The organism is Trinickia symbiotica (assembly GCF_003028655.1).
In the GTDB taxonomy this organism is placed as follows: domain Bacteria; phylum Pseudomonadota; class Gammaproteobacteria; order Burkholderiales; family Burkholderiaceae; genus Trinickia; species Trinickia symbiotica_A.
Map to the genome: position 1 here is coordinate 43,394 of NZ_PYUC01000007.1, position 12,038 is coordinate 55,431.

12 protein-coding genes and 1 pseudogene are annotated in these 12,038 nt (G+C 60.3%); 7 read left to right on the forward strand and 6 right to left on the reverse strand.

All coding sequences use genetic code 11. The features are described 5' to 3' along the window. Positions 1–58: 58 nt before the first annotated feature. Together C9I57_RS14910 and C9I57_RS14915 are read right to left on the reverse strand one after the other, a co-directional pair. On the reverse strand, positions 59–1,444 hold the full coding sequence (locus C9I57_RS14910) for a cytochrome C (RefSeq protein WP_258187655.1): 1,386 nt from the start codon (positions 1,442–1,444) through the stop codon (positions 59–61). Positions 1,445–1,726: 282 nt separating this feature from the next. Beyond that, a complete protein-coding gene (locus C9I57_RS14915; protein WP_107151461.1) occupies positions 1,727–2,767 on the reverse strand; it encodes a YncE family protein in 1,041 nt (346 codons plus the stop codon). Between the two features lie 164 nt (positions 2,768–2,931). On the opposite strand from C9I57_RS14915, the pseudogene C9I57_RS14920 reads away from it, so the two are divergent. Next, a pseudogene (locus C9I57_RS14920) lies at positions 2,932–4,430 on the forward strand (DHA2 family efflux MFS transporter permease subunit). A 32-nt stretch (positions 4,431–4,462) separates the two neighbouring features. Here the strand turns inward: C9I57_RS14920 and C9I57_RS14925 are convergent. Both C9I57_RS14925 and C9I57_RS14930 read right to left on the reverse strand, forming a co-directional pair. Further along, positions 4,463–4,762, reverse strand: coding sequence for an addiction module antidote protein (locus C9I57_RS14925; RefSeq protein WP_107151463.1), 300 nt, complete (start codon positions 4,760–4,762; stop codon positions 4,463–4,465). Continuing rightward, positions 4,749–5,078: a type II toxin-antitoxin system RelE/ParE family toxin gene (locus C9I57_RS14930; protein WP_107151464.1), complete on the reverse strand. Its 330-nt coding sequence runs from the start codon at positions 5,076–5,078 to the stop codon at positions 4,749–4,751. The genes C9I57_RS14925 and C9I57_RS14930 overlap by 14 nt, the downstream gene beginning before the upstream one ends. Positions 5,079–5,669: 591 nt before the next feature. On the opposite strand from C9I57_RS14930, the gene C9I57_RS14935 reads away from it, so the two are divergent. Continuing rightward, entirely contained in the window at positions 5,670–5,870 is a 201-nt protein-coding gene (locus C9I57_RS14935) for a DUF2905 domain-containing protein (RefSeq protein ID WP_107151465.1), read from the forward strand. Positions 5,871–5,914: 44 nt separating this feature from the next. Here the strand turns inward: C9I57_RS14935 and C9I57_RS14940 are convergent, their stop codons facing one another. Further along, positions 5,915–6,289: an SgcJ/EcaC family oxidoreductase gene (locus C9I57_RS14940; protein ID WP_107151466.1), complete on the reverse strand. Its 375-nt coding sequence runs from the start codon at positions 6,287–6,289 to the stop codon at positions 5,915–5,917. 89 nt (positions 6,290–6,378) lie between these two features. Next, on the reverse strand, positions 6,379–7,290 hold the full coding sequence (locus tag C9I57_RS14945) for a LysR family transcriptional regulator (protein WP_107151467.1): 912 nt from the start codon (positions 7,288–7,290) through the stop codon (positions 6,379–6,381). A 119-nt stretch (positions 7,291–7,409) separates the two neighbouring features. On the opposite strand from C9I57_RS14945, the gene C9I57_RS14950 reads away from it, so the two are divergent. The 5 genes from C9I57_RS14950 (at position 7,410) to C9I57_RS14970 (ending at position 12,012) form a co-directional block, all read left to right on the forward strand. Continuing rightward, positions 7,410–8,609 carry a M20 aminoacylase family protein gene (locus tag C9I57_RS14950; protein ID WP_107151468.1) on the forward strand — a complete coding sequence of 400 codons (1,200 nt, stop codon included), beginning with the start codon at positions 7,410–7,412 and terminating at the stop codon, positions 8,607–8,609. Between the two features lie 51 nt (positions 8,610–8,660). Continuing rightward, positions 8,661–9,998: an MFS transporter gene (locus tag C9I57_RS14955; protein WP_107151469.1), complete on the forward strand. Its 1,338-nt coding sequence runs from the start codon at positions 8,661–8,663 to the stop codon at positions 9,996–9,998. 167 nt (positions 9,999–10,165) lie between these two features. Then, the gene (locus tag C9I57_RS14960) at positions 10,166–10,606 is read left to right on the forward strand and encodes a DUF2946 domain-containing protein (RefSeq protein ID WP_107151470.1); all 441 of its coding nucleotides are present in this window, start codon (positions 10,166–10,168) and stop codon (positions 10,604–10,606) included. Positions 10,607–10,715: 109 nt separating this feature from the next. After that, positions 10,716–11,606: a hypothetical protein gene (locus C9I57_RS14965; RefSeq protein ID WP_181321849.1), complete on the forward strand. Its 891-nt coding sequence runs from the start codon at positions 10,716–10,718 to the stop codon at positions 11,604–11,606. 22 nt (positions 11,607–11,628) lie between these two features. After that, a complete protein-coding gene (locus C9I57_RS14970) occupies positions 11,629–12,012 on the forward strand; it encodes a copper resistance CopC family protein (protein WP_107151471.1) in 384 nt (127 codons plus the stop codon). The last annotated feature ends 26 nt before the right edge of the window (positions 12,013–12,038 follow it).

Below are 12,038 nucleotides of genomic sequence, written 5' to 3' on the forward strand. Positions count from 1 at the left end.
GATGATTGAAAGTAGCGGAGAGATGCCGCCCTACGCTCGAGGAATCAGTAAATGGCCTTCACCAATATGCTGCCCAGACGTAAAGAAGTAGCGTGTCGTTGTCGCTGGCGTTGCGTCCCTGACCGTCGTAGTTGGTACGCGCACCCAGGTATTTGGTGAAGTGCGTGTATTGCAAGCCAATCCGGATGTTTTGCACCGGAACCCAGAATATCTCCGGTGTCCACCCTTGCGTCGCGGGAGAAAAGCTCGCGCTACCCGAATACGCGGTGCTGTCGCGACTGCCGGTAACGTTGAAGAAAGAAAAGCTCACCCCGTATTTCGCTTGATAGACGTAGGAAAGCTTCACTCTTAGGGATTTCAGATTGGCCGACTTGCTATCACCGAAGACCAGATTGTTGGGGTCGCTGATGTTCTCGCGGATGTAGCGGATCTGCGCGGTGACGGTATTGGGCTCGAGCAGGTACTGATACTGTGCATCGAAGCCGATATCTCGATAGCGCGTCACGCCTTGTGTGAATACCGGGAAAGCGCTGGCGCTGTTGGGATAGATATTGACGCTCATCCCGAACGTTCCCACCATGACGTTATGCGGTCCCCATTCACGAGTCAGAGCGAGCCGCCAGTAGGGGTTCTGCCCACGCAGATAAATCTGCGGATGCTCGAGGTCTCCGGGCTTGTTGCCCTTGCTCATGAACGACCAGATGCCGTCGGCCGTGCTATAGAGCGAGAGTTCGGCATAAATCGTCCGGTTCCAATAGACGTAGCCGCCCGCGCCGACCACCTGCTGGCCCAATGCTCCTTCGATGATCGGCAGGAATTGGGGCATCCCCACCTTGCTCGTCGGCGAGGAGACATAAGGGTAGCCCCATGCCGGCGTGCTATTCCAGGGGTCTTGTACAGTCGGATTGTTGTTCAGTGTCGCCCCAAGAATCAGGTCGTTGGTGTCCCCGATGATTCTGTCGACATAGCGGAAATCCATGTTGTCCGAGTGCCAGTGGCCAACCCACCGGCCATTGCTGTCTTGATGATCGTAGTTCGTATACGTGAACTGAGTGAACGCACCGATCTTGTCGGTTATCTTCCCGGCAAAAAAGATGCTGGCCGCGTCGAATATCGGCAGGCTGTCCTTCGGAGAAATGACATTGCCGTTGGCATCGTGATTGCGCCGGGTGCTACTCAGGTCGAGCGTTCCCATGACGGCGATCGGCACGGTCCGTTCGCCGAGTGTGTAGCCGTTGAGTTTGAACATCCGCCCGTAGGGGGTGAGCTCCGGAAACTGCCCGCCTGCATGGCATGCCACGCAGCTCTGTCCCGTTTGCCGCGCGAACACAGGAAGAGCCCACGCCGTGGACGACTGAAAGAGGCACAGCGTGGCGATCGCCAGTATCCAGCCATAGCGAAGAAGATGTCGATGCGACCGAGGAATCATCGCAGCTCTGGACATGCTCTTGCTCCTGCCACATGTCTCGCATCCATGCTTCGTGTTGCATGCAAGAGCACGTGCGCATCCCTCCCGCCATCTCTGCTGCGCTACTACATCTGCGCTGCTGCGGGATCGCATCAATCACATGCGAACCTAAACGAAGGCGATGGGAGCTTTATTCCGAGGCTGCAAGGTTGTGGCTGCCGCGGCTGCAGTGACGAAGCGCTTCTTCAACGACACTCTTCATGTTGGGTCGAAAGCACTTTCATGAGGTTGTGATGGCCTGCACCGACGAGTCATCGCTCAGCGTGCCTCCATGACTCGCAATACCGCTTGCCCGCCGACGTTCTTGAGGGGGAAATCAGATCGGTGCGTACGCGCATCCACCGCGACGACATGTGCATTCGGTCCGATGCGGCCTTCACCAATTTTTTGGGCGTCGCCACTCTTCACGCTGAACATCGAAACGATGCCGGCTTCGCCCGCCACATATAGCGTCTTTGATGCGGTATCGAACGCCAGCACGTCCGGGCCGCTCCCCAGTCCGAACGATCGGACGACGCGCTTCGAACCCATATCGAGCACCAACAGTTTGTCATTTCCCTCACAAGCGATAAACGCGACATCATCCTCCGGATCGATCAGTAGCCCGTGGTTGTGCCTTGCGCCCGGCAAGGCAAAACGGCCAACGACGCGGTCGAGCGCGGGATCGATTTCGACGAGCTCGTTGCGCGTCTGCACGTTGACAAAGACGTGGCGCGATCGGGGGTCGTACTGCGAGTTGCCGACTTCGCCGCCGAGTGCGATGGTCGCTATTCGCTGATTGCTCCGCACGTCAATGACCGTCTCTGTCTCTCCCGTTTCGTCCGAAACGTACAGCTTATGTGACTCGGGAGCGTAGGCCATGCCATCCGGGTAGCGGCCGCCGGGCATGCGCGCGACGATCTTGAGCGTCGTTTCGTCGATTGCGACAACCTCGTCCGTTCCGGTGGCGGAAGCATAGACGCGAGAGAGCTCGGGAATGGCGAGCACGCCGTGTACCGATGAGACTCCGGCGATGCGGCCAACGATACGCGATGAACCGGTGTCGAAGACGATTACCTCGCTATCGCCGAGATGCGCGATAAAAAGCAAGTTGCGATCGGGGTCATAGCTTTCGTAATCGAGGCGAGTGGGGCGGCCGGGTAGTGGAATGTCGGCGACGTGCTTTAGTGGCAGATTGCCTAACGAGAGGGCATCCGCTCCGACCGAGACGTTTGTCACTAACAGACCGGCGCCGCTCAGTATTACGCATAGGGCAAGGAGCAACGGCAGGTGCACGCGCCGGTTTAGAAAGGCCTTCATGGACAATCAGCTTTTCACCAGTGAGCCTTCGTTTGCAGGTTGCTCGCGCCGCTGCCTGCCGAAGGCATTATCATCACCGCGTCGCCGACTCGAGTTCCGAATTTCCGCCGGGCGGCAGGCACGTCGGCGCGCTCGTGCGCCCGTTAGACTCAATGAGGCCTCGCATGACTCATGCCATCCACGGCAACAAACGCTGGCTCGCGCTGATGGTGCTGTGCCTCGGCGTATTAATGATCGTGCTCGACACGACGATCGTGAACGTGGCACTGCCGTCGATCGCCGCGGACCTTGGCTTTACGGAAACCTCCCTGGTGTGGGTGGTCAATGCCTACATGCTTACCTTCGGCGGCTGCTTGCTGCTTGGCGGGCGTCTGGGCGATCTTTACGGACACCGCAAACTGTTCCTCGGCGGCATTACGCTGTTCACACTGGCGTCGCTCGCATGCGGCATGGCGAATTCGCAAAGCGTTCTCGTATGCGCGCGTGCCGTACAGGGTCTGGGTGGCGCAGTCGTGTCCGCTGTTTCGCTATCGCTGATCATGAACCTGTTCACCGAGGCCGGCGAGCGAGCCAAAGCGATGGGCGTCTACGGCTTCGTTTGCGCGGGGGGCGGCAGCATCGGCGTGTTGCTCGGCGGTTTGCTGACCAATTTGCTTAGCTGGCATTGGATCTTTCTCGTCAACTTGCCCATCGGCATTGCCGTCTATGCATTATGCGTGGCCCTGTTGCCGTCAGCGCCAGGTCATGCACATGGCGAACGGCTCGACGTGGCCGGCGCGGTGACGGTGACGGCTTCGCTGATGCTCGCCGTCTACGCGGTCGTCAATGGCAATGAAGCGGGATGGACCTCGGCGCAGACGCTGGTCTTGCTGTTCGCGGCAGTGGCGCTGTTGGCTGTCTTTCTAACTATCGAAGCACGCGCGCCGCATCCGTTGATGCCGCTCGATCTCTTTCGCATGCGCAATGTCGCCACCGCGAATGTGGTCGGCGTGCTTTGGGCGGCGGCGATGTTCGCGTGGTTCTTCATTTCGGCGTTGTATTTACAGCGCGTACTCGGCTACCGGCCATTGCAAGTCGGTCTCGCATTTTTGCCGGCTAATCTGATCATGGGGTTTTTTTCGCTAGGCTTGTCGGCACGCGTGGTGATGCGTTACGGTCTGCGACTCCCGATTGCAGTTGGCCTTCTCCTCGCGGCATGTGGTCTCGTGCTGTTCGCAAGAGCGCCGGTGAGTGGCAAGTTTATATTCGATGTGCTGCCCGGCATGACCCTGCTCGGTATCGGCGCGGGCATCGCATTCAATCCCGTGCTGTTGGCGGCCATGAGCGATGTCGATCCAAGCGATTCGGGCCTCGCTTCCGGTATCGTCAATACATCGTTCATGATGGGCGGCGCACTCGGGCTCGCGGTGCTTGCAAGTCTCGCTGCGGCGCGCACCGACGCGATGCAGGCACTCGGAGGTGCCGCGGCGCTCAATAGCGGTTATCACATCGCGTTTCTTTTCGGGGCGATCTTTGCGGCGGTGGCGGGTGTGCTAGGGGGGGCTTATTGCGTCATGGGCACCCGGGTGGCGCCGAGACGCATACGGCGGCTGACGGTGAGTGCGTGGCGACAGCGCAACCCGATCCCACGGGCGGTAATGAGGCTACGGCGGAACGCTATTGACTTTCGATCGCGCGTCGGCCGTTCGGCCTGACTCACGCATGCGCGTTTTCCGGCGCTGCCATCAACTTTACGCCGAGTGCATGAAGCAACTTGAATACCGTTTCCAACTTCGGCTTCGAACCGGGGGCTAGTGTCTTGTAAAGGCTTTCGCGCCCTAGACCGGCATCAGCCGCAACCTGAGCGATGCCGCGAGCCTTGGCTACGTCCGCGATCGCACGCATCAGGAGATCTGGATCTCCTTCCGTCAGCGCGGCATTGAGGTATTCCGCGATGATTTCCTCACTGTCGAGGTGCTCCGAGACGTCGAAGCGAGAAACCTTAACTTTGCTCATATACCTCTCCTTTCCGGCATTGCATCCGTATTGCCTTCCATAGCCTCACTGCTTGCTTGATATCGGCTGGCTGCGTTGTCTTATCGCCGCCGCACAGCAACAGATAAGTCTTGCGTCCATCGCGCGCGAAGTAGACGCGATAGCCTTGGCCGACATCGATTTTCATCTCAGATACGCCATCTCTAAGCACTTTGTATTCGCCGAAGTTGCCCGCTTCGGCGCGGCGAATGCGCAGATAGATCGCGGCCCGCGCCCTTAGGTCCCTCAAGCCGTCGACCCATGCGTCGAAGTTTTTCGTGCTGATGATTGTGTTCATGGAGAGTGTATCCTGGAAGATACAATAGTTCAAGTGATCCACCGTTTCGGGCGGACTATGGTCAAAGCGACGTAGGAAGGGCAACTCGAACGCAGTGCGCTCAGAGCGGCGAACCTGAGCCTGGGTAAGTTCGATGCCCTCTGTTGGGCGAAACGCAGAATAATTTCTTGGCCAGCGTCGGAGGACGCATCGCCTGGATTCTCGGACCGTTCTGATATCGGCATGCGACGCCGTACCGCGCAAGCGGTAAGCAACCCAGTCATGAGCCGGGGAGCTTCGGCGCCCCAGTGCTTACAGAGCCATATCGCCGCATCGGACGTTCGTTCATCGAGCACGGCGGGAACGATTTTCCCGTCGACGGTCAGTCGGGTGCGCGCAGCCTTCTGCGGCTATGGCGCGAATGGCGCAGTGCGGATAGCCGGATTGATGCTCGTATCGGTCGGGGCGACCGCGGCCGGCTTTGCCGAGGCGGCCTCAGCAAGGGTGGATAGCATCTGCATAGTACAAAACGGTGACCGGCACGTGCTCGATGCAAACACGCTACGCTGACAAGGTGTTCACCCGTCAGCGGGCCCACTCGGGGTTGTTGCCATGCAGCGCATTCTTTTAGTCAGCGGATTGATCCTTATCGCAGCCGGCCTCGGATGGCGCTGGCTCGCGCGTGTGCCATTCGGACATCTGCCAGGCGATATTCACATCGTTCGACAAGGGTTCAGCTTTCACTTTCCGATCGTCACGTGCATCGTGATATCGATCGCACTATCGATCCTCGTATGGCTGTTCCGGCGGTAGATGATCAGCGAATGCTCACGGCACTCAGCTTTCGCTCTCCGACTTCAGGCCACCAGATTCGCGTCGCGCGCCAACTGCCAACGGCCTTCCGCATTCTTGCGAACGAGGGTGAGCGTATAGCCCGTTCGCCGGATCGGCGCGGCTCCGGGAGGCGTAACCGTCACATCGACATAGTTGCGCATGAACGCCCAGTCTCCCAGCACCTGAAGCTCGATGATCTTGCTCGAGCCCTCGATGCGCATGCCTTGCTGCTTCTTCGACATCTCCGCGAATTGGGCTTTGCCGAACGGTTCGTGGCCGGGCAGCATGAACACGATGTCGTCGGTTATCAGGCTGAGCACCGTGGCTGTGTCGCCTGCTTTGCTTGCGGTCATCCAGGTGTCCACCAAATCGCGGATTGCACGTTCGTCGTCGGTCATCGCGAGCTCCTATGAATAGCGGCCGTATCGAATCGATTCTAGCAACGACGCTGCTTTCCGCGCAGCCGCCGATGATCCGTGCAAGGGGCTCATGTCCCCGTCATCGCCTGAGCCAACTGCTTCCAGAGATGATCAGCAGCCGGCGACAACCGTCGCGCACTGCGTGTCATGAGCTGACTGCGGAAATTTCGCGCGATAGGATGATCGAGCGGCACGGCAACGAGCTGAGCCTGCTCGATGCGCCGCCGGGCGGCCGCGGCGGACATGAACGCCACTCCGAGCCCCGCCGCGGCCAGCGCCTGCGCGGCGGAGAAGAGGTCGCAGCGATACGCAGGCACGAGCGTCAGCCCCTCGGCGTCGAGCATCGACTGCATGTGCTCCTGCACGGTGAAGTGACTCGCCATGAAGATCAGGCGATATTGCGCCAATGCCGCGAGCGACACCTTGCTCAATGCAGCGATCGGATGGTCCGGTGTGGCGACTGCGCATAGTGGGCCCAAAGCGAATGTGCGGATCTTGCAGCCCGGTTCGCGACCGGCGTCCACGCAAAGCCCGATATCGACTTCGTCGTTGCGCAGCATCGCGACGATCGCCGGTGTGGTGCCCGACCGGATATCGATCGTGATATGCGGATGCTTGACGCTGAATCGACGCAACGCACCCGTGATGAACCCTTCGACGAACCCTTCGCCGACGCCGACGGCGATGCGCCCGCGCTCCAGGTTGCGGTACTCGTCGAGTTGGACGCGCAATTGACGAATGCGCCGCGCTTGCTCGCGATGAAACTCCACGAGCATGCGGCCGACCTCGGTGACGCTCACCGAGCGGCCTTGCCGGGCAAGCAATGGAATTCGCAGCGTTCGTTCGAGCATCGCAATCTGCCGGCTGACGACCGATGCGTTGACGCCGAGCGCGTCCGCCGCGGCGCGCACGCCGCCATGGGTCGCCACCTCATGCAGATAAGCGACCGCACGGGAGTCCAACGGATCCTTGGTCATCATGGATTTTCGCCCCTTTTTCGTTGACTGAAAGTCAACATTCTTGCACGGGCAAATGCATTTCAGCGGAAATTTGGTGGTGCAATACTCGGCCCCATTGCGTCAAAACGGATACCCGTACGATGGACCATCAAGCCGAACCCACTGGCGTCGCCGAGCTCGAAGCGTTCGGCGAAGAGCTGAAAGCGATTCGCCATCACATTCATCAGCACCCCGAACTTTCGTTCGAAGAGGCCGACACTGCGGCATTTGTTGCAGCAAAGCTGGAAGAGTGGGGCTATGCGGTCACCCGGAATATCGGCGGGTACGGGCTGGTAGCCACGTTGAAAGAGGGCGTCAGTAATCGATCGATCGGAATCCGTGCCGACATGGACGCACTGCCGATCCGTGAGCTTACGGGCCTGCCCTACGCGAGCAAGCACGATGGAAAGATGCATGCGTGCGGCCACGACGGGCACACCACGGTGCTGCTCGGCGCGGCCCGCCAGCTCGCCCATTCGCGCCGCTTCGACGGCACGGTCCATCTGATCTTCCAACCGGCGGAAGAGGCCGGCTCGAACAGTGGCGCCGAACGGATGATTGCCGACGGTCTATTCGAGCGATTCGACTGCGACGCGATCTTCGGCCTTCACAATCATCCAGGCGTGCCGACGGGCACCTTTCTCTTTCGCTCGGGGCCATTCATGGCCGCTTGCGATACCGTGAAGATCACGATTCATGGCAAAGGCGGTCACGCGGCGCGCCCCCATCTCAGCGTCGATCCCATCGTGATCGCGAGCAGCCTGGTGATGGCGCTACAAACGATCGTCTCGCGCAATATCGACCCCACGGAAACGGCCGTGGTCACCGTCGGATCGATGCATGCAGGGCACGTCGCGAACGTCATTCCCGAGCGGGCGACGCTCGAGTTGAGCGTGCGCTCGTTCAACTACGAAGTGAGGCAAAAGCTCGAAGCGCGGATCCGGACATTGGCCGAAGGGCATGTCGCGGCGTACGGCGGGAAGGTGGAAATCGACGTGCTGCGCGGCTACCCCGTTCTCGTCAACAGCGAAGCGGAAACGGAGTTCGCGCGTCAGGTCGCTGTCGAGCTCGTGGGAGAGCGCAACGTCGTTTCGCCTTTCCCCGCGATCGCGGGCAGCGAAGATTTCGCCTACTTCCTGCAGAAAAAGCCGGGTTGCTTCTTGCGCATCGGCAACGGCGCCCAGGCGCCGATGCTGCATAACGCGCACTACGACTTCGCCGACGACAATCTGACGATCGGCGCTGCCTTCTGGACTCGACTCGTGGAACGCTACCTTCCGCTGAAAGGCGCTGCCGCTTGACGGCGGCATCCGATCGACAAAGCCGCTCTAACAATAAGCAGGGAGATCAACGTGAAACCACACGCTCACGAACCATCGCAGGAATATGACGCGCAGACGCATACGGCCGGCTTCGTCGAATCATCGCATAGCGGACGTTCGCGAACGGCCTCGGCGCCCAAGATCGTCGTGGCCGCCGTTATCGGCAATCTGCTCGAATTTTTCGATTTCACGGTCTACAGTTACTTCGCACTGACGATCGGTAAGCTCTTTTTTCCTGCGCAAAACTCGGTCACGTCGACGCTGCTTTCATTCGCGGTATTTGCCGTGGGCTTTCTGATGCGGCCGTTAGGCGGGATCGTCATCGGTCGCTATGCCGACCGCGCCGGCCGGCGTCCGGCGCTGACGTTGACGATCGCGTTGATGGCACTCGGCGCGGCCATCATCGGCTGCGCGCCGACGTACGCCCAGATCGGCATCGCGGCGCCGGTACTCATCGTCGTCGCTCGTTTGACGCAGGGCTTTGCGCAAGGCGGCGAATTCGGCGCGGCGACGGCCACGCTGCTCGAAACCGGCGACGACCGCAGCCGCGGGTTTCGCGCGAGTTGGCAGCTTGCCAGCCAAGGCGCGGCCGCGCTCTTGGGCTCGGGTACCGCCGCGCTGCTTTCCTTTTTGCTCGACGACGCCCAATTGCATAGCTGGGGTTGGCGCATACCGTTCCTGATGGGTACATTGATCGCCCCGGTCGGCATCTATCTCCGGCGGCACATTGCGGAGGAGCCGTCGTCAGCGGACGCAGGCGTGCGCCATTGGCGGGCGGTGGATGTTCGCAACTGGTTTCTCGTGATCTTCGCCATCATGGGGATGTCGGTCGCGTCCTACTTGCTGATGTACTACCTGCCGACCTATTGCATTCAGTACCTGAAGCTTCCCGCCAAATTGTCGATGCTGGTCGGTGTCGGCGCGAGCCTCACGTCGCTTGTCATGTGTCCACTGTATGGCGCATGGTCGGATCGCCTCGGCCGGCGCAAGCCGCTCACCGTGATCGGCCGCCTCGCGCTGCTCGTGCTCATCTATCCGGCGTTCTGGGGCATGAATCATTTCACGACGCTGCCCGCTGTGCTTGCGATGATGTTCGTGCTGATGCTCTGCTATACGATGGGCTCCGCGCCGGCCTATGCGCTGATGCCGGAGAGTTTTCCGAAAGCGATTCGCGCGGGCTTCATGTCGAGCGCGTATGCGATCTCCGTATCGCTCTTCGGCGGCACATCGCAGCTTGTGGCGGGCTGGCTGATTCGGGTTTCCGGCAACGTCATGGCGCCCGCCTGGTACATGATGATCTGCGTCGTTATTTCGCTGATAGCGGTGTCGATTTTCGAAGAAACGGGCGGCAAGGCGCTGAAGGGGTAGGGCGGTCGGCCACGGCCGGCGTCGCGCGCGCGGTGTCGCCGCCGCGCTGCCGGCTTCGTGCAGGGGGCAACATTCCCGCGCCAAAATGTTCGTTCGTTAGGTGAGCTGACCATTGGGGCCGTGTCATAATTGGCCCCATTGTCCGCGGTCCATCCTGCGCTCAGATCATGTTCGCGCGCGCTCATTCGAAAATCGGCAGCCTGATTGGATTGTTCGCGATCCTGATGGCGACGCTCGCGCCGACGATCTCGCATATCGTCGCGGCGAGCCGCCCCGCGGATACGGCTTGCGCCGTCCATTCGATGCATATGCAGTTGATAGGGCCGATGCACGATATGGCGAAGATGCACATGGCGCATATGATGCACATGATGCACGAGAGCAACGTTTGCACGAACGATTCGACGTCACATTCTGCAACGACTCATGGCGACGACTGCGGCTACTGCAGTCTTTTCGCGCATACGCCCGCGGTTCCGACGATAGCCATTCCTTTCTCCGCCATCGCGTGGGCCATCGAGCACTGCAAGGCGATGCGCTTCGAAAGCATTCGCCGACATGAGCCGCTCACGTCTTCGCAACCGCGCGCGCCTCCCGTTTCGTCCTGATCTCAGTCGTTTATCGATACCTGCCTTGCGTCTGCCGCAAGGCAGAGGCGATCTCGCGTCCAACGCGGACGCGGGATGGCATTTGCGCAACTCAACCAGGACGACAACCATGACAAGCATTGCAAGACGCTGCGCTAAACCGTCGCTGAGTGCACTTGCTCTCTACGCAGCGATTCTCTCGTTTCTCACGCCTTCCGCGGCAACAGCGCACGCCGTCGCGGGCGATCGCGTCTTCCCCTCGACAATGGCGGTGGACGATCCGGGCGTCGGCGACGAGGCAAATCTCGAGTATGGTCACGTACGCGTTCCAGGCGACAACGGGGATCAAAGTATCAACACGTTCACCTTCGAGTACGACAAGCTGATCACTTCGAGGCTTGCCGTTTCCGTCGACGGCGGCTACGTCATGCAGAACAATCCGACGGCGCGCGGCTGGAACAACTTCGGCGTCGGCGTGAAATATTTGCTATACGTCAACGAGCGCCACGAGTTCATGACATCAGTGGGAGTGCATGCCGAACTCGGAGGCACGGGCAGCAAAGCGATCGCCAGCAGTTTCTCGACGATTTCCCCGACGATCTATATGGGCAAAGGTCTGGGCGACTTGCCTGATTCGCTGTCCTACCTGCGTCCGATCGCCGTGACGGCCGAGGCTGCGCCCGCGTTGACGACAGGGGCGGGGCAGCCCAACGCTTTCAATTACGGTTTCACGGTGCAATACAGCTTGCCGTACTTGCAGCAGCATGTGCGCGACATCGGATTGCGCGGGCCGTTTGCGAACCTCGTGCCTATCGTCGAGGTTCCGCTTTCGCGCAGTCAGGGGCAGACCACGGGCACGATCAATCCGGGCGTGATCTGGATCAACCGGTATGGGCAATTCGGCGTCGAAGCGCAGATACCCGTCAACAGTGCCAGCGGTTCGCGCGTTGGGATTCTCGTGCAAGCACATGTCTTCTTCGACGACCTGTTGCCGAATTCTCTCGGCAAGCCGCTTTTTTAGTAAGTGGATGGAGTCAATCGCAATGAAACTGATAAACGATGCCCGCTTGGCCTATGTCCGAAAACTGACGATTTTCGCGGTCACCGCGTTCGTTACGGGGACAGCCCTGGCGCATGTATTCCCGAAGACGCAGGAGCCGGGCGCCGGTGCGACCGTGGCTTCGCCGCCGCAGGTGCGAATCACTTTCGACGGTCCGCTCGAGCCGACGTTCTCGTCGCTCACCGTGACCGATGCGAAAGGCAACAAGGTCAGTGCCGAGAAGGCCAAGGTCGACAGCGAGCACCCGGCGGTAATCACGGTCGCCTTGCCGCCTCTGCCGGCCGGGCACTACACGGTGCATTGGGTGGCGGTGGCCGACGACGGTCATCGCACGCACGGCGAATACGCGTTCGACGTAAAGCAATAGTCAGGACTGCTATCCAACCGCGCCCG

Coding starts and splice junctions, on each gene's coding strand:
- C9I57_RS14910 (WP_258187655.1), bottom strand. CDS start 1,444: ATGTCCAGAGCTGCGATGATTCCTCGGTCGCATCGACATCTTCTTCGC.
- C9I57_RS14915 (WP_107151461.1), bottom strand. CDS start 2,767: ATGAAGGCCTTTCTAAACCGGCGCGTGCACCTGCCGTTGCTCCTTGCC.
- C9I57_RS14925 (WP_107151463.1), bottom strand. CDS start 4,762: ATGAGCAAAGTTAAGGTTTCTCGCTTCGACGTCTCGGAGCACCTCGAC.
- C9I57_RS14930 (WP_107151464.1), bottom strand. CDS start 5,078: ATGAACACAATCATCAGCACGAAAAACTTCGACGCATGGGTCGACGGC.
- C9I57_RS14935 (WP_107151465.1), top strand. CDS start 5,670: ATGCAGCGCATTCTTTTAGTCAGCGGATTGATCCTTATCGCAGCCGGC.
- C9I57_RS14940 (WP_107151466.1), bottom strand. CDS start 6,289: ATGACCGACGACGAACGTGCAATCCGCGATTTGGTGGACACCTGGATG.
- C9I57_RS14945 (WP_107151467.1), bottom strand. CDS start 7,290: ATGATGACCAAGGATCCGTTGGACTCCCGTGCGGTCGCTTATCTGCAT.
- C9I57_RS14950 (WP_107151468.1), top strand. CDS start 7,410: ATGGACCATCAAGCCGAACCCACTGGCGTCGCCGAGCTCGAAGCGTTC.
- C9I57_RS14960 (WP_107151470.1), top strand. CDS start 10,166: ATGTTCGCGCGCGCTCATTCGAAAATCGGCAGCCTGATTGGATTGTTC.
- C9I57_RS14965 (WP_181321849.1), top strand. CDS start 10,716: ATGACAAGCATTGCAAGACGCTGCGCTAAACCGTCGCTGAGTGCACTT.
- C9I57_RS14970 (WP_107151471.1), top strand. CDS start 11,629: ATGAAACTGATAAACGATGCCCGCTTGGCCTATGTCCGAAAACTGACG.